This window comes from Schaalia naturae, assembly GCF_042665795.1.
GTDB lineage: Bacteria > Actinomycetota > Actinomycetes > Actinomycetales > Actinomycetaceae > Pauljensenia > Pauljensenia naturae.
The window spans coordinates 899,180-918,823 of sequence record NZ_JBHTEF010000001.1; the positions used below are offsets into that span (position 1 = coordinate 899,180).

At 73.1% G+C, this 19,644-nt stretch carries 13 protein-coding genes; 11 read left to right on the forward strand and 2 right to left on the reverse strand.

Going from position 1 to position 19,644, the window contains the following annotated elements; translation table 11 throughout:
* Positions 1-10: 10 nt before the first annotated feature.
* The 6 genes from ACFQWG_RS03955 (at position 11) to ACFQWG_RS03980 (ending at position 9,408) form a co-directional block, all read left to right on the forward strand.
* Positions 11-2,332 carry a RelA/SpoT family protein gene (locus ACFQWG_RS03955; RefSeq protein ID WP_380972316.1) on the forward strand — a complete coding sequence of 774 codons (2,322 nt, stop codon included), beginning with the start codon at positions 11-13 and terminating at the stop codon, positions 2,330-2,332.
* Between the two features lie 94 nt (positions 2,333-2,426).
* Positions 2,427-3,944, forward strand: coding sequence for a DUF349 domain-containing protein (locus tag ACFQWG_RS03960; RefSeq protein WP_380972318.1), 1,518 nt, complete (start codon positions 2,427-2,429; stop codon positions 3,942-3,944).
* 7 nt (positions 3,945-3,951) lie between these two features.
* On the forward strand, positions 3,952-4,689 hold the full coding sequence (locus tag ACFQWG_RS03965) for an MBL fold metallo-hydrolase (protein ID WP_380972320.1): 738 nt from the start codon (positions 3,952-3,954) through the stop codon (positions 4,687-4,689).
* Between the two features lie 43 nt (positions 4,690-4,732).
* The gene (gene hisS, locus ACFQWG_RS03970) at positions 4,733-6,088 is read left to right on the forward strand and encodes a histidine--tRNA ligase (RefSeq protein WP_380972322.1); all 1,356 of its coding nucleotides are present in this window, start codon (positions 4,733-4,735) and stop codon (positions 6,086-6,088) included.
* A 3-nt stretch (positions 6,089-6,091) separates the two neighbouring features.
* A complete protein-coding gene (locus tag ACFQWG_RS03975; RefSeq protein ID WP_380972324.1) occupies positions 6,092-7,777 on the forward strand; it encodes a dynamin family protein in 1,686 nt (561 codons plus the stop codon).
* Positions 7,774-9,408, forward strand: coding sequence for a GTPase family protein (locus ACFQWG_RS03980; RefSeq protein WP_380972326.1), 1,635 nt, complete (start codon positions 7,774-7,776; stop codon positions 9,406-9,408). The genes ACFQWG_RS03975 and ACFQWG_RS03980 overlap by 4 nt, the downstream gene beginning before the upstream one ends.
* Before the next feature lie 57 nt (positions 9,409-9,465).
* On the opposite strand, the gene ACFQWG_RS03985 is transcribed toward ACFQWG_RS03980, so the two are convergent.
* Both ACFQWG_RS03985 and ACFQWG_RS03990 read right to left on the reverse strand, forming a co-directional pair.
* On the reverse strand, positions 9,466-11,622 hold the full coding sequence (locus ACFQWG_RS03985; RefSeq protein ID WP_380972328.1) for a DEAD/DEAH box helicase: 2,157 nt from the start codon (positions 11,620-11,622) through the stop codon (positions 9,466-9,468).
* A gap of 262 nt (positions 11,623-11,884) precedes the next feature.
* Positions 11,885-13,285 (reverse strand): MFS transporter, encoded by a 1,401-nt coding sequence (locus tag ACFQWG_RS03990; protein ID WP_380972330.1) that lies wholly within the window; start codon positions 13,283-13,285, stop codon positions 11,885-11,887.
* Positions 13,286-13,430: 145 nt separating this feature from the next.
* On the opposite strand from ACFQWG_RS03990, the gene ACFQWG_RS03995 reads away from it, so the two are divergent.
* From ACFQWG_RS03995 to rpsD, 5 genes are all read left to right on the forward strand, one after another.
* A complete protein-coding gene (locus ACFQWG_RS03995; protein WP_380972332.1) occupies positions 13,431-14,759 on the forward strand; it encodes an HNH endonuclease in 1,329 nt (442 codons plus the stop codon).
* Between the two features lie 79 nt (positions 14,760-14,838).
* A complete protein-coding gene (aspS, locus tag ACFQWG_RS04000) occupies positions 14,839-16,677 on the forward strand; it encodes an aspartate--tRNA ligase (RefSeq protein ID WP_380972334.1) in 1,839 nt (612 codons plus the stop codon).
* A gap of 74 nt (positions 16,678-16,751) precedes the next feature.
* The gene (locus ACFQWG_RS04005; protein WP_380972336.1) at positions 16,752-17,369 is read left to right on the forward strand and encodes an L-threonylcarbamoyladenylate synthase; all 618 of its coding nucleotides are present in this window, start codon (positions 16,752-16,754) and stop codon (positions 17,367-17,369) included.
* An 89-nt stretch (positions 17,370-17,458) separates the two neighbouring features.
* Complete coding sequence (locus ACFQWG_RS04010; protein ID WP_380972338.1) at positions 17,459-18,802, forward strand: replication-associated recombination protein A; 1,344 nt, start codon at positions 17,459-17,461, stop codon at positions 18,800-18,802.
* 153 nt (positions 18,803-18,955) lie between these two features.
* Positions 18,956-19,579 carry a 30S ribosomal protein S4 gene (rpsD, locus tag ACFQWG_RS04015; protein ID WP_291496695.1) on the forward strand — a complete coding sequence of 208 codons (624 nt, stop codon included), beginning with the start codon at positions 18,956-18,958 and terminating at the stop codon, positions 19,577-19,579.
* Positions 19,580-19,644 lie beyond the last annotated feature (65 nt).

Here is a 19,644-nt window from a genome sequence, read left to right on the forward strand (position 1 = left end):
TCATGGGCAGATGACCGATCCCACCAGCAACTCCGCCGCCCGCAAGTCCCCGGCCGCGGGGTCGCTGGTGCGCTCCGGATTGGTGTGGTTCGGGGGGCGAGGGCGTTCCACGGCCCCCGAGATCGAGCCGCTGGTCCGGGCGCTGCGCGCCAACCACCCGAGGGCCGACATCTCGGTCATCGAGCGCGCCTATGAGACGGCGGAGCGTCACCACCGCGGGCAGATGCGCCGGTCGGGGGAGCCCTACATCACCCACCCCGTCGCCGTGGCGACAATCCTGGCCGAGATGGGGATGACGACGCCGACGCTGGTGGCGGCCCTGCTCCACGACACGGTCGAGGACACGGACTACACGGCGGAGCAACTCACCGCCGACTTCGGGGAGTCGATCGCCCAACTGGTCGACGGCGTGACCAAGCTGGACAAGGTCCACTACGGGGCGGCGGCGCAGTCGGAGACGCTGCGGAAGATGATCGTGGCGATGAGCAAGGACATCCGGGTCCTCCTCATCAAGCTCGCGGACCGCCTGCACAACGCGCGCACCTGGCGTTTCGTGCCGCGGGAGTCCGCCCAGCGCAAGGCCCAGGAGACCCTGGAGATCTACGCCCCCCTGGCCCATAGGCTGGGGATGAACACGATCAAATGGGAGCTTGAGGAGCTCTCCTTCAAGACGCTGCTGCCCGAGATCTACGACGAGATCGACCATCTGGTGGCGGAGCGGGCGCCGCAGCGCGACACGTACCTGCGCGAGGTCATCGGCCAGATCGAGGAGGACCTGCGCCGCTCGCACATCAAGGGCACCGTGGGCGGGCGGCCGAAGAACCACTACTCGATCTACCAGAAGATGATCGTGCGGGGGAAGGCCTTCGACGAGATCTTCGACCTGGTGGCCGTCCGCGTCCTCGTGGAGTCGGTGAAGGACTGCTATGCCGTGCTGGGCGCGGTGCACGGGCGGTGGAATCCGATCCCCGGGCGGTTCAAGGACTACATCGCGATGCCCAAATTCAACCTCTACCAGTCGCTGCACACGACGGTGGTGGGGCCGGCGGGGCGCCCGGTGGAGATCCAGATCCGCACCTTCGAGATGCATGAGCGCGCCGAGCACGGGGTCGCCGCCCACTGGAAGTACAAGGAGAACCCGAACGCCACCTCGGCCGACGGCGACAGGATGACGGGCGACGAGCAGATGAACTGGCTGCGGGCCCTCGTCGAGATGGAGCGGGAGACCGGGGACCCGGAGGAGTTCCTCGACTCCCTGCGCTACGAGATCGCCGACGACGAGGTCTACGTGTTCACCCCCCGCGGGGAGGTCGTCGTCCTGCCGGCCCACGCCACGCCCGTGGACTTCGCCTACGCGGTGCACACGGAGGTCGGCCACCACACGGTGGGAGCCCGCGTCAACGGCCGGCTCGTGCCCCTGGACACCGAGCTCGAGTCCGGGGAGACGGTCGAGGTGGTGACCTCGAAGTCGGCGAAGGCCGGGCCGTCCCGCGACTGGCTGGCCTTCGTGGCCTCGCCGCGCGCGCGTTCGAAGATCAAGGCGTGGTTCTCCAAGGAACGCCGCGACGAGGCGGTGGAGGAGGGCAAGGAGCACATCGCGCGCGCGATGCGCAAGCAGAACCTCCCGTTGCAGCGCCTGCTCAACCACGAGACGCTCCTCGCCGTGGCGACGTCGCTGGGGTATCCGGACATCTCGACGCTGTACGCCGCGGTGGGGGAGAACCACATCTCCGCGCAGAACGTCGTGACGAAGCTCGTGGAGAACCTGGGCGGGGGCGACGGCACCGAGGAGACGCTCTCCGAGGGCATCACCCCAGGGGTGTCCTCGACGCTGTCCCGGCCGAGACCCGCGGTTCAGGGATCCGGGGTGACGGTGTCCGGGATGGACGCCGGTGACATCTGGGTCAAACTGGCGCGGTGCTGCACGCCGGTGCCCGGCGACGACATCGTCGGCTTCATCACCCGCGGGCAAGGCGTGTCCGTCCACCGGTCAGACTGCCAGAACGCGCTGCGCCTCCAGGAGCTCCACCCTGAGCGCTTCATCGAGGTCTCCTGGGACCAGGACCATCCCGGCGGGCAATTCCTGGTCCAGATCGAGACGCGGGCCCTGGACCGGGCGGGGCTGCTCTCCGACCTCACGAAGGTGCTGTCCGACTACCGGGTCAACATCATCACCGGGTCGATGTCCACCAGCGCCGACCAGATCGCCTCCGCCCGATTCTCCTTCGAGCTGGCCGACATGAGCCATCTCAACGCCGTGCTGGCCGCCCTGCGCAGGGTCGACGGCGTCTTCGAGGCGGTGCGCCTGACCGGGTCGGAACGCAGGCCCTGAACGGCCGGTGGTCGCAGGGGGAGCGGCGGGGCACGTAGGATAAGAGGCGCGCCACACCGCCACACGGTGGCGCACCAGGTCCGCCCGTCCCCGGATGGGCGGCAACGCGCCAGGACGGCAGCGCCGCCCTCGTCCCCAAAGGAACATCGTGAGCACCACGTCCCTCCCGCAGGAAACCCCCGACGCCGCTGGGAGCGCCGGGACCCAGGCCGCTCCCGTCGACGGCGCCGCCCCGAACCCGGCGCCGACGCCCGGCCCCCGCCACCCCGGCGCGCCGGTCGGCCCCGCCGATGTCGAGCCCGCGCCCGCTCCGGGCGGCGAGGCACCGGTCCCGCCGGCGCCCGCTCCGGGCGGTGAGCGTCCGGTTGTCACGGAGCCGTTGTCCACCGAGTTCGGACGCATCGACGCCCAGGGCGACGTCTTCGTCGCGGACGGGGAGGCCGAACGGCTCATCGGCGGGTATCCGGACGGCGTCCCCGAGGACCCCTTCGCGCTGTACACCCGCCGGTTCGCCGATCTTGAGGCGACGGTGAGCCTGTTCGAGGAACGACTGGCGCAACTGTCCCCCAAGGACATCGACCAGACGCTCCAGACGCTGCGCCAGGCGGTGGCGGAACCCGCGGCGATCGGCGACCTCCCGGCGCTTCGGGTCCGGGTCGAGGAACTCGCCGGGCGCGCCGAGCAACGCAAGGCCGAGGCCCGCGCGGAGCGTCGGGCCGCCAAGGAGCACGCGCTGGCCGAGCGCACCGCGTTGGTCGAGCAGGCCGAGGCCGTCGTCGCCCAGGACCCGGATCGGACCCACTGGAAGCAGTCCGGGCAGACGCTGCGCGACCTGCTCGAGGAGTGGAAGACGCTCCAGCGCCGCGGACCCCGCCTCGACAAGTCGACGGAGGACGAGCTGTGGAAGCGCTTCTCCGGTGCCCGTTCCGTGTTCGACCGGCATCGCCGCCAGTACTTCTCCGCCCTCGACCAGAAGCAGGGGGAGGCCAAGCGCCTCAAGGAAGGGCTCATCGCCGAGGCGGAGTCGCTCCAGAACTCCACAGACTGGGGGCGGACCTCTGCGGCCTACCGCGACCTCATGGACCGGTGGAAGGCGGCCCCGCGCGCCTCGCGCAAGGAGGACGACGCCCTGTGGGCGCGTTTCCGCGCCGCCCAGCAGGTGTTCTTCGACGCGCGGCGAGCCAAGGACGAGGCGGTCGACTCCGAGTACCAGGAGAACCTCACGGCCAAAGAGGCGCTCCTCGCGGAGGCCGAGGCGCTCCTGCCGCTGCACGATCTCGAGGACGCCAAGCGGCGGCTGCGGTCCGTCCAGGACCGCTGGGACGAGGCCGGACGGGTTCCGAGCGCGGACGTGTCGCGGATCGAGGGGCGGATGCGCGCCGTCGAGGACGCCGTCAGGGCCGCCGAGGAGCGCGAGTGGAACCGGTCGAACCCCGAGACGAAGGCCCGCGCAGAGGGCATGCTCGGCCAGCTCGAGGAGCAGGTCGCCCAGCTGCGCGCCGAAGTCGAGGCGGCGGAGGCCGCCGGTGACACCGCGCAGGCCGCCGACCTGCGCGACGCTCTGACGACGAAACAGGCCTGGCTCGACCAGATCCGTTCCTCGATGGCGTGACGGGCCCATGCGCCTCTTCGTCCTGCCGACGCCGTTCTTCGGCGCGAACTGCCTGATCATCGCCCCGGACGGGGCCCGCGAGGTCGTGGTGGTCGACCCCTCGCACGGCGTGCTCGACCGCCTGCGGGGGATCCTCGACGGCCTCGCCGCCGCCGTCGGGGCCGTCCTGTGCACCCACGGGCACCCCGACCACGTCTGGGACGCGGCGGAGGCCGCCCGCTGGGGGCTCCGTGCGGACGCCGTCGAGCAGGTCCCCGTGTGGGCGCCGGGCCCGGATCTTCCCCGCTTCGAGGACCCGCTGGCCGGTGTCGGCACGATGGCGCCGCAGGACATGGACCTCGTGTGGGAGGCGCCGGCGGACCTCCGCGAGATGCCGGCGGGCGCCGTCGAGCTCGTGCCCGCGGTGCGCCTGCGCATGGTCCCGGCGCCGGGCCACACCGAGGGCTCGGCCGTGTTCCTCCTCGACTCGGATCTCGTGGTGGTCGACGGCGCCTCCGGCGAGGTGCTGGAAAACCATCCTGAGCCCGGTCCGTGGGCGTTGAGCGGTGACGTGATCTTCCGCGACTCGGTGGGGCGCACCGACCTGCCCGGCGGCGACGAGACCCAGATGCGCCACACCCTGCGCACGCTGGCGAACGCCCTGGACCCCGCCACGGTCCTGGTTCCCGGGCACGGGCCCCTCACCACGATGCGGCGCGAGCTCGCCGTCAACCCCTACCTGCGGCGGGCCCGCCGCCTGGGGTGAGCTGCCTGGCCTGTGCCGCCCCGCGCGTGGGATGATGGCCCACATGGCACGCACCTCCCTCTCTGGATTCCCCGAATGGCTGCCCGACGGACGCATCGTCGAGCAGTTCGTCCTCGACCACCTGCGCCGCACCTTCGAACTCCATGGATTCGCGGGCATCGAGACGCGGGCGGTGGAGACGCTGGAAGAGCTGGAGAAGAAGGGGGAGACCTCCAAGGAGATCTACGTCCTCGACCGCCTCCAGGCTCTCAAGGAGGCCGAAGCGGGGCGCGGACGCCCGTCGGAGCACCGGCTGGGCCTCCACTTCGACCTCACGGTCCCCTTCGCGCGCTACGTGGTGGAGCACGCGAACGACCTCGACTTCCCCTTCAAGCGGTACCAGATCCAGAAGGTCTGGCGCGGGGAACGGCCTCAGGAGGGCAGGTTCCGCGAGTTCACCCAGGCCGACATCGACGTCGTGGGGGCGGGGACGCTGCCGTTCCACTACGAGGTCGACCTGCCCCTCGTCATGGCCGAGGCCCTGAACGCCCTGCCGCTGCCGCCGGTGCGCGTCCTCGTCAACAACCGCAAGGTCGTCCAGGGCGTGTGCGAGTCGATCGGGGTGAGCGACGTGGAGGCCGCCCTGCGGGGACTGGACAAGCTCGACAAGATCGGCGCCGAGGGCGTGCGCGAGGAGCTGGCGGAGGCCTCGATCTCGGCCGCGCAGGCCGGCGTGCTCCTGGCGATGGCGGGGATCCGCACGGGCGACCCCCGGGAGGTCCGCGCGCGCGTGGAGGCGTTGGACCTCGATGGCCCCACGGATCTGCTCGCCACCGGCCTGGACGAGCTGTGCGCGCTGCTCGAGACGGCGGGCGAGCGGATGCCCGGAGCGGTCGTCGCCGACCTCAAGATCGCGCGCGGCCTGGACTATTACACGGGATCGGTCTACGAGTCCGAGATCGAGGGCCACGAGGACCTCGGCTCGATCTGCTCGGGCGGGCGCTACGACTCCCTGGCCCACGAGGGCTCACGGACCTACCCCGGGGTCGGGCTGTCGATCGGCGTGTCGCGTCTCGTGTCCCGGATGCTGTCCGTCCCCCTGGTTCGCGCGACCCGTTCGGTCCCCTCCGCCGTCCTGGTCGCGGTCGTCGACGAGGCCGACCGCGCACGCTCGGAGCGGGCCGCGTCGGCGCTGCGGGCGCGCGGCATCCCGGCGGACGTGGCACCGAGCGCCGTGAAGTTCGGCCGGCAGATCCGCCACGCCGACCGTCGGGGCATCCCCTTCGTCTGGTTCCCCGGGGCCGACGGGCAGGCGGACAGCGTCAAGGACATCCGCAGCGGGGAGCAGGCGGAGGCCGACGCCGCGGCATGGCGTCCGCCGGCCGAGGACCTCTGGCCCCGAGTCGAGGCGGCGAAGTGACCGATGGATCGCCTGGAGCACCTGCGGGCCCTGGAGGAGGCGCTGAACGGCGCCTCCCTGGATCTGCCGACGCCCCGGGCGGGCTTCGCTGAGCAGATCCGGGCGCGCGCGTCACGCCGTCTGGCGGACCACGTCATCCCCCGTCTGGAGTCCGTGGGAGGCCCGTTGCTGGCCGTCGTCGGCGGCTCGACGGGCGCCGGTAAGTCGACGATCGTCAACTCGCTGGTCGGCGCGCAGGTGTCCGCCTCCTCAGCCCTGCGCCCCACCACCCGCCGCCCACTGCTCCTCCACCACGCCGCGGACGGACCGTGGTTCGAGCGGGCGCGGCTCCTGCCGGAGCTGGCGCGGCTGCGCGCGGCGCCGGGTGCGCCCGCGACGACCGGAGCCGCCGCCAGCGCCGAGCTCGAGATGCGTGAGAGCGAGGCGCTGCCGGAGGGCGTGAGCCTCCTCGACGCCCCCGACCTCGACTCCGTCGTCGACTCGAACCGGATGCTGGCGCGCGGGCTCTTCGACGCGGCGGACCTGTGGGTCTTCGTCACCACGGCGGCTCGGTACGCCGACGCCGTCCCCTGGGAGGTGCTCTCCCAGGCCCCCGGGCGCGACCTCACGGTGGGCGTGGTCCTCAACCGGCTCCCCCCGGGGGCGGCGACCGACGTCGCGGCGGACCTCCGACGCCTCATGGCGGGCGCCGGGCTGGGGGAGGCGCCGTTGTTCACCGTGGACGAGCAGCCCCTGGCATCGGGACTGCTCCCGGGCGCGGCCGTCGCGGGGCTGCGCCGGTGGCTGGAGGGGATCGGCGCCGACGCCCGCAGGCGCGCCGAGATCGCGCATCAGTCCCTCACCGGCGCCGTACGCGAGGTCGCCGCCTCGGTGGGGGACGTCGAGGAGGCGCTGGCCGAGCACGATGCCGCGCTGGCCGCGGCTGCCGATGCTCTGGACACGCAGGTCGACCGGGCCGCGGAACGGGTGTCCCAGGCGACCGCAGACGGGACGCTGCTGCGCGGGGAGGTGCTGGCGCGCTGGCAGGAGGTCGTGGGGGCCGCGGACTTCACGCGCAGGCTCGGCTCCGGGGTCTCCTGGCTGAGGGACAGGGTGAGCGCCGCGCTGCGGGGGCGCCCCGCCCCGGTCCGCCCGGTCGAGGACGCGATCGAGGCCGGGCTGGCGTCTCTCGTGCGTGAGGAGCTCTCACGGGTCCGCGAGGACGCGGAGTCCGCCTGGGAGTCCATGCCGGCCGTGGCCGGCCTCGTCGATGCGGCGGAGGAGGACCGGGCCTCCCTGGACGAGCGCGCCCTGGGCCTCACGCGGGAATGGCAGCGGGACCTGCTCGCCCTGGTCCGCGAGCAGGGGGCGTCGCGGCGCGCGGGGGCGCGCCTGATGGCCGTGGGCGTCAACGTCGTCGGCGTGGCGCTGATGATTGTGATCTTCGCCTCGACGGGAGGGATCACGGGCGCGGAGGTCGGGGTCGCGGGCGCCACCGCCGCAGTGGCACAGAGGCTCCTGGAAGCGGTGTTCGGCGACCAGGCGGTCCGCACGATGGCGGGCCGCGCGCGGGCCCTCCTGCTGGACCGGGTCCGGGGCGTCCTGGAGGAGTCGGTGCGGCCCTTGCGGGACCGTCTGCCGGAGCCCTCCGCGGTCGCGGACCTCGCTGGGCGCCGCGGCGAGGTCCAGGACGACTGGGGGTTGCGATGAGAGCGCCGTGGACGGGGCGCGCCTCGCGGTCGGCGGATCCGGCGGAGCGCATCGACGCGCTCGCCCAGGCGATGGACCTGCTGGACGGCGACGTGCCCGCGGAGGTCGTCGACGAGGTCGCCGCGGCCCTGGAGCGCGCCGACGGCCGCTGGGGCCTGGACCCGTCGACGACGGTGGCGGCGCTGGTCGGGGCGACGGGCTCGGGGAAGTCCTCGCTGTTCAACGCCCTGACGGGAGCCGACCTGGCGGAGGTCGGGGTGCTCCGCCCGACGACCACGCAGCCGCTGGCGGCGGTCCGGCCCGGCCACGACGTCGCGGAGCTCGTCGACTGGATCGGGGTCTCGCGTCGCGTCCTGGTGCCCGGCGGAGCCGGACTGCCTGAGGGCCTGGTGCTGATCGACCTGCCGGACATCGATTCGGTGTCGGAGGCGAACAGAGAGGTCGCAGGCCGGCTCTCCCGCCGCGTCGACCTGCTGGTGTGGGTGTTCGACCCGCAGAAGTACGCCGATCACGTCGTCCACTCGGACTGGGTCGCGCCCCTGGCGCGGCATGCCGGGGCGACGGTCGTGGCGCTCGCCCAGGCCGACCTGTTGGACGGGCCGGGCAGGGCCGCCGTCGAGGCCGATCTCGCCCGTCTGCTGGCCGAGGACGGCGTCCCCGCTCCCCGGGTCGTCTCGACATCGGTGTTGACGGGCGAGGGCATCGAGGAGCTGCGCGAGATCCTCACATCCACGGCGGAGCACGTCCGGCGCGATGGGCTCCGGGTGCAGGGCGCCCTGGACGAGGCCGTGGAGCGGGTGGCGGAGGCGCTCGGGCCCGGGCGCGCGGACCTGCCGGACCTCGACCCCGACGGCCTGGCCCGGGCGGTCGCCGACGCGGCCGGGCGGGCGGCCGGCACGCCCCGGGTGGCCCGGGCGGTCGGCGGCGCCTACCGGCATCGGGCCCTGCGCGAGTGCGGGTGGCTGCCCGTGCGCTGGGTCGGGCGGTTCCGCGCGGATCCCCTGGTGCGACTGCACCTGGGACGGGGAAGCGCGGGCGGATCCGTGACGTCGGTGCCCGCGGAGACGGGATCGGCTGGCACGACGGCGGCGGCGGAGCTGTCCACCGGGGTGAGGCGGGTCGCCGACCGGCTGGGGCGGGGACGCCCGCCCGCGTGGGACCGGCGCCTCCACCGCGTCGCCCGCACGGCGGCCGAGGGCCTGGCCCCCGAACTCGACCGCGCGATCTCGGACGCCGATCTGGGCCTGTCCCGCGACCCGAGGTGGTGGGGGTGGATGAACGCCGCGCAGTGGCTGGGCTGGGCGGCGGCGCTCGCCGGCCTCGTGTGGATCCTGGGTGCGGGGGCCGCCGATCGGTTCCTGCTCGTGACCTGGACGCCGCCCGCGTGGCGCGGGCTGCCGGTTCCGACGTGGCTGGTCCTGGGCGGAGTGGCCGTCACCCTGCTGGTCGTGGGGATCGGCGCGGTGGGCGCCGCCATCGGGTGGCGGCGGCGCGCGCGCCGGGCGCGGACCGCGCTGGACGACGCCGTCGAGGAGGTCGTGGGAGCGCGTCTGGTCGTCCCCCTGGTCGAGGAGGACCGCCGTCAGCACGCGGTCCTCGACGCCCTCTCCCGCGCGGCCCGGCTCCGTTAGCCTCGAGCGCGCCCGGCCCCACCGGCGAGTTCGGCGTCGGGTCCCGCCGTGGGGTGGTCAGTGCCGGCGTGGCCTGCGTTCGCCGCGTGAGCCGCCGAAACGCCGGTCCCCCCGATCGAAGCGCTCGCCGCGGTCGAAACGGTCGTGCCGACCGGGCCGGCCTGAGGCATCCGCCCGCGCCGCCCGCTCGTCCTCGTGGTGCCCGCGGTCGTGGCCATGGTCGCGCCCCGCTCCCGGCCCGCGGTCCTCGTGGATGCGCAGGGCGCGTCCGGAGACCCGGGCTTTCGAGATCCGGGCGGTGGCATCCTCGGAGAGCCCGCCGGAGATCTCCACGAGGGAGAAGGTCGGGAAGATATCGATACGCCCCAGGTCCTTGCCGTTGACGCCGCCCTCTCCGGTGATGGCGCCGACGATCGCGCCGGGACGCACCCCGTCCTTGCGGCCGACCTCGACGCGGTAGCGGCGCCCGGTGCCGGAGCCGACGGGGCGGGCCCCTCCACGGCGGACGCGGCCGTCGCGGTCCTCGCGGTCGAAGCGGTCCCGGCCTCCACGGTCGCGTCCGCGCCCGCGCTCAGCGTCGCGGTGGCCCTCGAAGGCGGCGTACAGGAACTCGCCGTTCTCGTCGACCTCCTCCTCGTGACGGATCCTGCCCTCTCCGCGTCGGTCGTTCGCCCGACGGGTCGCGGCGTCCCCGCCCACGTCGCCGACGGCTTGGGCGAGCAGGGCGGCGGCGATGTCCGCGATGCCGAGGTCGGAGGCCTCGTGCAGTTCGGCGAGGAGCGTGTGGTACAGGTCGAGCCCGCCGGCCGATGCCCGGGCGGGCACGCGGTCGAGGACCCGGCGCGCCCGGAACTCGGCGACCTGGGCGGGGGAGGGGATGCGGACCTCCTCCATCGGCGTGCCCGTGAGGCTCTCGATGCGGCGCAGACGGTACTTCTCTCGCGGGGTGAAGAAGGTGAGGGAGCGTCCCTCGCGCCCCGCCCGGCCGGTCCGCCCGATGCGGTGGACGTAGGCCTCGGCCTCGCGCGGCACGTCGTAGTTGACGACCAGGCCGATGCGCTCGACGTCCAGGCCGCGCGCGGCGACATCGGTGGCGACCAGGACGTCCAGGGAGCCGTCGCGCAGGCGCTCGACCATGCGCTCGCGTTCCTTCTGAGCGACGTCGCCGGAGATCCCGGCGGCGCGGAACCCGCGATTGGCCATGTCCAGGGCGATGTCCTCAACGTCGGAGCGGGTGCGCACGAAGACGAGGACGGCGTCGGCGTCGCGGGTGGACAGGACGCGGGCGAGCGCGGAGGACTTGTGCTTGAAGGGGACGACCGCGTAGGTCTGGTGGATCGTGTCGACGGTCGAGGACTCCTCCGACACCGCGATCTTCAGCGGGTCGTGGAGGTGCGTGTTGGCGACCCTCTCGATCTGGGCGGGCATCGTCGCGGAGAACAGCGCGGTCAGCCGTTCCTTCGGCGCGGAGGAGGCGATGGTCTCCACATCCTCCGCGAATCCCATGCGCAGCATCTCGTCCGCCTCGTCGAGGACGAGCATGCGGACCCGGGACAGGTCGAGGGCGCCGCGTTCGATGAGATCGATGATGCGGCCGGGTGTGCCGACGACCACCTGCGCGCCGCGGCGCAGCGCGCCGAGCTGGGGGCCGTAGGGGGCGCCGCCGTAGACGGCCACGATGTCGACGTCGCGCGAGCGCTGGGCGAAGTCCTCCATGGCCTGCGCGGACTGCATGGCGAGCTCTCGGGTCGGGGCGAGCACCAGGGCTTGGACGTCGCGTTCGGCGGTGTCGATGCCGGCCAGGAGCGGCAGTCCGAAGGCCGCGGTCTTGCCGGTTCCGGTCTGCGCGATGCCGACGACGTCTCGTCGGGAGAGGAGGGCGGGGATCGCCTCGGCCTGGATGGGGGTCGGCGTGACGAAACCCATCCGGGTGACGGCGTCGAGCAGCTCGGGCGGCAGGCCGAGGTCCGCGAAGGTGATCGCGTCGTCCTCCGCGTCGTCGGCGCCGCCCTCGTCATCCGGGTCAGCGGCGTCGTCCGCATCGGGCTCGCCGTCCGCATCGGGCTCGTCAACCGGGGACGAGGACGCCTCCTGCTCGGCGGGGCCGGCGGGCTCCTCATGGAGGAGCGCGGCGAGCTCCTCGTCCCCGGTCGCAGCAGCGGCGGCGCCGCCGTCGGCAGGCAGCGCCGAGTCGGCGTCTTCAAGCGTGGGCACAGTGATCCTCAAGGTGTCTCGAATGCGTCTCGAAGCCGGGGTTGAACGCCTGGCCGGGCCTCAGGGGGCCTTCGGCGCGGCCCTCTCGCACACCAACACTCACCGGCCACGGGCCGGTCACCATCAACATGGGGCTGCGCCTCATCGCGGCTCCACCCTAGGCGGGGGAGGCGGCCAGGTACAGCAGGCGGCGCGGGTGAGATCGCTCACCGGACGATCTCGATCCGCATGGGCGGGCCGACGGGGGCGACGCGGCCGCCGCTCAGGGACGCGCGGGGATCCGCGAGGCCGCCCACACGGCAAGCGCCGCCAGGACGAGCGCGATGGCGCCGGCCGGGGCGTAGGGGAGCAGCGTGGTCCGCGCCCACACGGCCAGCGCGAGCGAGACGAGGGCGAGCTCCAGCGCCGATCCCCCGTTGTCGGCGACCTGCAGCCACGAGCTCACGGCCCCGTGCTGCGACCGGGGGGTCATCCCCAGCGTGAGGTCGGACAGCGTCGAATGGACGAAGCCGATCCCCATCTCCGCGAGGAACATTCCGAGGACCCCCGGCCACACCGGCATGCCCGGCCACGCCAGAAGGGCGACGGGGACCAGGCCGATCATCATGAGCGTCGTCCCGAGCAACGGGAGCCGCGCGCGGGCCTCCGGGCGGACGATGCGCGCCTGGAGCGTCGCGCCGAGGGCCCAGGCCAGGGAGCCGACTGTCACCGCCATCGCGGCGTGCTCGACGCTCCAGCCGTGGACCCGTTGGAGGACGAGGGGGAGGAAGGCTGTCGCCCCCGTGAGCGATCCCATGGCGAGAAGGCGGGTGGCGATCGCCGAGGGCGTCCCGCGCCGCAGGCGGAAGGCCCCGGCGGGCACGAGGCGGGGCAGCGTCCACACGGTGAGGGCCGCCCCCGCCAGGCCCAGCGCCCAGGCGGCCCATCCGCCGCCGGCCCCGGCGAGCTGCAGGAGGAGGATGCCCCCGCCGGCTCCCAGGCCGGATAGCGCGAGGACGCCCATCTCGCGCCGGGGCCGGGCCTCGCCCCCGGCGGGGAGGTCGAACCGCCGGAGCAGCGGCACCAACGGGACGAGGGCGACCGCGGCGGCGACGGGCACGCTCCCGAAAACCCAGCGCCACCCCCAGTGCGCGGTCACGAGGCCGGCGATGGCCGGTCCGATCAGCGAGGGCAGCACCCACGCCAGGGAGAACCCGGCGAAGAACGTCGGCCGGTGGGCGTCCGTGGCCACGGCGCCGACCAGCACGTAGAGAGGGACGATCACCATGCCGCCACCCAGCCCCATGACCAGGCGGCCGGCGACGAACACCCCGACGTGGGGGGCAGCCGCGCACAGGGCCAGACCCAGGACGAACAGGACGCTGCCGGCGACGAGCACGCCGGCCGGCCCCCTTCGGTCGGAGAGCATGCCGGCGATGACGGTCGACAGCAGCTGAGCGGCCATCGCCGCTCCGGAGGCCACCGAGAACCAGGACTCCGCCCCGAGCTCGGCGACGACGCTCGGCATGATCGTGGTGGTCGCCAGAGACTCGAAGGCGCTCAGGGTGATGAGCAGGACGGAACCGGCCATCAGGGCGATCTCCGGGGGGGACCATGCCCGACGGGTGCGCCCTGCGGCGCCGCCCTCGTCGAGGGGGGAGGAGGAAGGGGAGGGGGACGCCATGGCGACCATCGTCCCACGCGCGCCATCAGGACGCGCAGGGCGGCTGATTCCGCCTTTTCCGGCACCCGAGGTGGCGAGAGCCGCGGTGATCCACAGGGGACGTGCGACGTTCGAAGTCGAACATGTGTTCGACTAGGATGGAGGCATGATCACGAGGACGAACTGTCGACCCGCCGCCGAGCACACAGGTGCCGTGGCCGGCTCGGGAGCTGTGTCCGCCCTCATGGAGTGCGTGGACGACGTGGTGGCCCGGGGGTCGGATCGGGACCTGGTGGATCTCATGGGGGCACTGGAGGACCTGAAGAACGCATGCTGCGCGGCACAGGCCCGGGCCGCCGTCGCGTTGCGGGAGGCGCGCGAAGGCGCTGCCACGACCGCTGCCGGACGCGAGGCCGCTCATCGCAGCGTCGTCAGCGAGGTTGCGCTGGCGCGCCGCGAGTCCCCGCATCGGGCCCGCACGCTCATCGGACTCGCCCAGGCGTTGATGAGCGAGCTGCCGGAGACCATGTCGGCCCTCAACACGGGGCGCATCAGCGAGTGGAGGGCGATGCTCGTCGCTCGGGAGACGGCGTGTCTCGACAGGGAGGACCGCCTGGCGGTGGACTGCCAGCTCGCTGCGGGGCTTGCGGGATGGTCCGACCGGGAAGTCGTGGCCCGGGCGCGGGACGCGTCCTACGCCGCGGACCCCGGTGGCGTCGTGGAGCACGCCGCCCGGGCGGAGGCCGACCGTAGGGTCACCATCCGGCCTGCTCCGGCGTGCATGACGGTGGTGTCCGCCCTCCTGCCGGTCGCCCAGGGCGTGGCGGTGCACGCGGCGCTCACCCGCGAGGCCGACGCGGCCCGCAGCGCCGGGGACGCGCGAGGGCGCGCCCAGATCATGGCGGACACGCTCGTCATGCGCCTCACCGGGCAGACCGGTGCGGACGCGGTCCCCGTGGAGGTCCAGCTTGTCATCACCGACGACGCGCTGCTCGGCGAGGCAGACACTCCCGCCCACGTCGGCGGATTCGGCCCGGTACCGGCGGGCGTGGCCCGCGCGATCCTCTCCCGTCCGGGCGCAGAGGAGGACACGCGCCGCTGGATCCGTCGCCTGTACGTGCGGCCGGCCGACGGGCGGCTCCTCGCCATGGAGTCAACCCGCCGGCTCTTCCCCCCAGGGCTTCGCCGCTACATCGCGGCGCGTGACGGCGGCATCTGCCGCACCCCCTGGTGCGGGGCGCCTATCTCGCACGCCGACCACGTCATCCCCGCCCAGCACGGCGGCCCTACCACGGCCGCCAACGGCCAGGGCCTGTGCCGCCACTGCAATCAAGCCAAAGAGGCACCCGGATGGCGCGCCAGGCCCGGACCCGACGGCGCCGTCACCCTGAGCGCGCCCACCGGCCACCAGTACACGAGTCTCCCCCCGCCCTTGCCCCACGAATCCCCACCCGGCAGCCCCGCGCTCGTGCCCCGCGGGCGGGCGCCGGCCTGAGGGGCCGGCGGGACGGCCGCGCTAGACTGTGCGCGCCCCCGCTCGTCTCGCGGGACGGCATCGATGAAAGGAATAGCCCGTGCTGCGCACCCATGCGATCGCCAGCCTGTCCACCGACCTCGTCGGCCACACCGTCACCCTGGCGGGATGGGTCGACCGGCGTCGCGACCACGGAGGGGTGGTGTTCGTGGATCTGCGCGATGCCTCGGGCGTCGTCCAGGTCGTGGTCCGCGACGAGTCGGTGGCCCACGAGCTGCGGTCCGAGTACGTCCTCCAGGTGACGGGCGAGGTCTTGGCCCGTCCGGAGGGCAACCAGAACCCGAACCTGGCGACCGGGGCGATCGAGATCCTGGGCGACGACATCACGATCCTCAATCCCAGCGCGCCGCTTCCCTTCCAGGTCTCCTCCAACGCCGAGGACGCCGGCAAGGTCGGCGAGGAGACCCGCCTGCGCTACCGCTACCTGGACCTGCGCCGCGAGCCCGAGCAGAAGGCGATCCGCCTGCGCTCCCAGGTCTCCCGGGTCGCCCGCGACACCCTCTACGACCGCGACTTCATCGAGATCGAGACCCCGACGCTCACCCGCTCGACGCCGGAGGGCGCCCGCGACTTCATCGTGCCGGCCCGCCTGTCCCCGGGATCGTGGTACGCCCTGCCCCAGTCCCCTCAGCTGTTCAAGCAGATGCTCATGGTCGCGGGCATGGAGCGGTACTTCCAGATCGCCCGCTGCTACCGGGACGAGGACTTCCGCGCCGACCGCCAGCCGGAGTTCACCCAGCTGGACATCGAGATGAGCTTCGTCGAGCAGGACGACGTGATCGCCGTCGCCGAGGACGTCCTGCGCAGCGTGTGGGCTCTCATCGGCTACGACCTGCCGACCCCGATCCCGCGCATGACCTTCAAGGAGGCCATGGAGCGCTTCGGCTCCGACAAGCCGGACCTTCGCTTCGGGTACGAGCTGACGGACCTCACGGAGTACTTCGCCGGCACGCCCTTCCGGGTCTTCCAGGCGCCCTACGTCGGCGCCGTCGTCATGCCCGGGGGCGGCTCCCAGCCGCGCCGCACCTTCGACAAGTGGCAGGAGTGGGCGAAGGCGCGCGGCGCGAAGGGCCTCGCCTACGTCACGGTCGGCGAGGACGGGACGCTGGGCGGGCCCGTCGCGAAGAACATCACCGAGGCCGAGCGCGGCGGGCTCGCGGCGGCCACCGGCGCCGAGCCGGGGGACTGCATCTTCTTCGGGGCGGGCGATCCCGATCGCGCGAGGGAGCTGCTGGGCGCGGCCCGTCTGGAGATCGGGCAGCGCTGCGGCCTCATCGACCCAGACGCCTGGGCGTTCACCTGGGTCGTCGACGCCCCGCTGTTCAAGCCCTCCGGAGAGGCCATCGCCGAGGGCGACGTCGCGCTGGGCCACTCCGCGTGGACGGCCGTCCACCACGCCTTCACCTCGCCGAAGCCGGAGTGGCTGGACACCTTCGACCAGGATCCCGGACACGCGCTCGCCTACGCCTACGACATCGTGTGCAACGGCAACGAGATCGGCGGCGGGTCGATCCGTATCCATCGCCGCGACGTCCAGGAGCGCGTCTTCAAGGTGATGGGCATCTCCGAAGAGGAGGCCGAGAAGCAGTTCGGCTTCCTGCTCACCGCCTTCAAGTTCGGGGCGCCGCCGCACGGCGGGATCGCGTTCGGCTGGGACCGGATCGTCGCGCTGCTCACGAAGTCGGAGTCGATCCGCGACGTCATCGCCTTCCCGAAGTCCGGAGGCGGCTACGACCCGCTCACCGACGCGCCGGCCCCCATCACGGCCGCCCAGCGCAAGGAGGCCGGTGTCGACGCCGTCCCCCGCAAGCGCGGCGAGGCCGCATCGGCCGGTGACGAGGGCGGAGCCGCGGACTCGGCGACGGCGACGACCGCCTGAGGACCGGTCTGACCGGGTGCCGGCCCACCTCCGAACGCGGTGCGCGCGGAGGTGGGCTGCGGCACACTGGGGGCATGTCGTACGTCGAGATGCACCCCGTGAACCCGCAGGTCCGCTTCGTCAACAAGACCGTCGAACTCCTCAGGGCGGGGGGCACCATCGCCCTTCCCACCGACTCCGGGTACGCCGTCGCCTGCCGGTTGGGCAACAAAGAGGGCATGGACGTCATCCGTGAGATCCGCCGCCTCGACGAGCACCACAACTTCTCGCTCCTGTGCCACTCCTTCGGCCAGCTCGGCGAACTCGTCATCGTCGACAACCATCAGTTCCGCACGATCAAGGCGCTGACGCCCGGGCCGTACACCTTCATCCTGCGGGGCACCAAGGAGGTGCCGCGCATGACGCTCAACAAGCGCAAGCACACGGTGGGGGTGCGCATCCCGGACCATGTCATCACGCAGGCCGTCGTCGGGGCGCTCGGCGAGCCGCTGTTGTGCTCGACCCTGATCCTCCCGGGGGAGGCCGAGCCGCTCACCGACGGCCATGAGGTGGACGAGCGGATCGGCTCCCGCGTCGACCTCGTCATCGTCGGTCCCGTCGGCGACGCGGAGCCCACGACCGTCATCGACTACACGTCGGGCGCGCCGGTCATCGCCCGCCGGGGCGCGGGTGACACGTCGCTCTTCGAATGACAGCCCGCCTCCAGCGCCTCCCCCCGCGCGCGGGGACCGGACCGGCGGCCGACCGGGACGCCGGGGGCGGGGCTCGATAGGCTGGGGACATGGACCTCTTCGACGCGCAGGCGACGGAGGACTCCGGCGTGCCCGCATTCCAGACCTCAGCCCCGCTGGCGGTGCGCATGCGGCCGACCGGGCTCGACGAGGTGGTCGGACAGGACCACCTGCTGGGCGAGGGCTCCCCGCTGCGCCGGCTGCTGGAGCCCGCAGGGGCGGCCGGGCCGGCCGTGTCCTCCGTCATCCTGTGGGGTCCGCCGGGAACGGGCAAGACGACGTTGGCCTACCTGGTCGCGCGGGCCTCGGGCCGTCACTTCGACGAGCTGTCTGCCGTGTCCTCGGGAGTCAAGGACATCCGCGACGTCGTGGCGGCGGCCCGGCGGAGGCGGGCCGCCTCGGGCGAGGACTCCGTCCTCTTCGTCGACGAGATCCACCGCTTCTCCAAGTCACAGCAGGACGCCCTGCTTCCCGCGGTCGAGAACCGGTGGGTGACCCTCATCGGGGCGACCACGGAGAACCCGTCGTTCTCCGTCATCTCGCCGCTGCTGTCGCGCTCGCTGCTGGTCACCCTGCGTCCGCTGGACGAGGACTCGATCAGGGCCCTCCTCGACCGGGCGCTCGCCGACGAGCGCGGGCTGGCGGGGGCCTTCGCCCTGGCCGAGGACGCCAGGGACGCCCTCGTCCGGCTGGCGGGGTCCGACGCGCGCAAGTCGCTCACCCTGCTGGAGGCCGCGGCGGGCGCGGCCGCCGAGCGGGGGGCGGGCACCATCGGCGTGGACGAGGTCCAGACCGCCGCCAACCAGGCGCTGGTGCGCTGGGACCGCGATCAGCATTACGACGTGGCCTCCGCGTTCATCAAGTCGATGCGCGGCTCGGACGTCGATGCCGCGATCCACTATCTCGCCCGGATGATCGAGGCGGGGGAGGACCCCCGTTTCATCGCCCGGCGGGTGATGATCTGCGCCGCGGAGGACGTCGGGATGGCGGCGCCCGAGGTCCTACCGACCACGGTCGCGGCGGCCCAGGCCGTCGCGATGATCGGCATGCCGGAGGCCCGGATCCTCCTGGCCGAGGCCGTCGTCGCGGTCGCGACGGCCCCGAAGTCGAACGCCTCTTACCTCGCCATCGACCAGGCGTTGTCGGATCTGCGTTCCGGGAAGGGCGGGCCCGTCCCCGCGCATCTGCGGGACGCCCACTACGCGGGGGCCGGCGCCCTGGGCCACGGCGAGGGCTACGTCTACGCCCATGACGCGCCCCATTCGGTGGCGGCCCAGCAGTACCTGCCCGACGACCTCGTGGGCACGCGGTACTACCTGCCCACCGAGAACGGCAATGAGGCGATGCTCACGAAGCGGCTGGCGCGGCTCAGGGAACTCCTGGGGATGCGCTAAGCTGCAAAGGCTGTCCGCCCGCCCAGACGATCTGGGCGCGCGGGCCGACCCACCTGGGGTCTTGGCCGAAGGATCTCGCATCCGGGAGTGGACCCCGTGTCGGCGGCGACCCGCCGTCGGCATGACAGCAGAGACAGGAAAGGGCCATCGCATATGGCACAGAACCGTTCGCGCAAGCAGGTGCGCCAATCGCGCGCACTCGGCATCGCGCTCACCCCCAAGGCAGTCCGCTACTTCGAGAAGCGCCCCTACGGGCCCGGCGAGCACGGGCGCTCACGCCGCCGCCAGGACTCCGACTACGCGGTCCGCCTCAAGGAGAAGCAGCGTCTGCGTGCCCAGTACGGCATCCGCGAGGCGCAGCTGCGCCGGACCTTCGAGGAGGCGCGCCGCAAGGAGGGGCTGACCGGCGAGAACCTGGTCGAGCTGCTCGAGATGCGCCTGGACGCCCTCGTGCTGCGCTCGGGCTTCGCCCGCACGATCCAGCAGGCCCGCCAGTTCGTCGTGCACCGCCACATCATGGTCGACGGCAGGATCGTGGATCGCCCCTCGGCTCGCGTGAGCCCAGGGCAGACGCTCCAGGTCAAGCCGAAGTCGCAGACGACGGTGCCCTTCGAGATCGCCGCCCAGGGCATCCACCGCGACGTCCTGCCGGCCGTCCCCGATTACCTCGACGTCAACCTCGAGCACCTCAAGGCGACACTCGTGCGCCGCCCGAAGCGCGCGGAGGTCCCCGTGACCTGCGACGTCCAGATGGTCGTCGAGCACTACTCGCGCTGATCGCGCGACGACGCGGACCCCGGGAGCCCCTGCTCTCGGGGTCCGCGCGTCATGAACCGCACCCC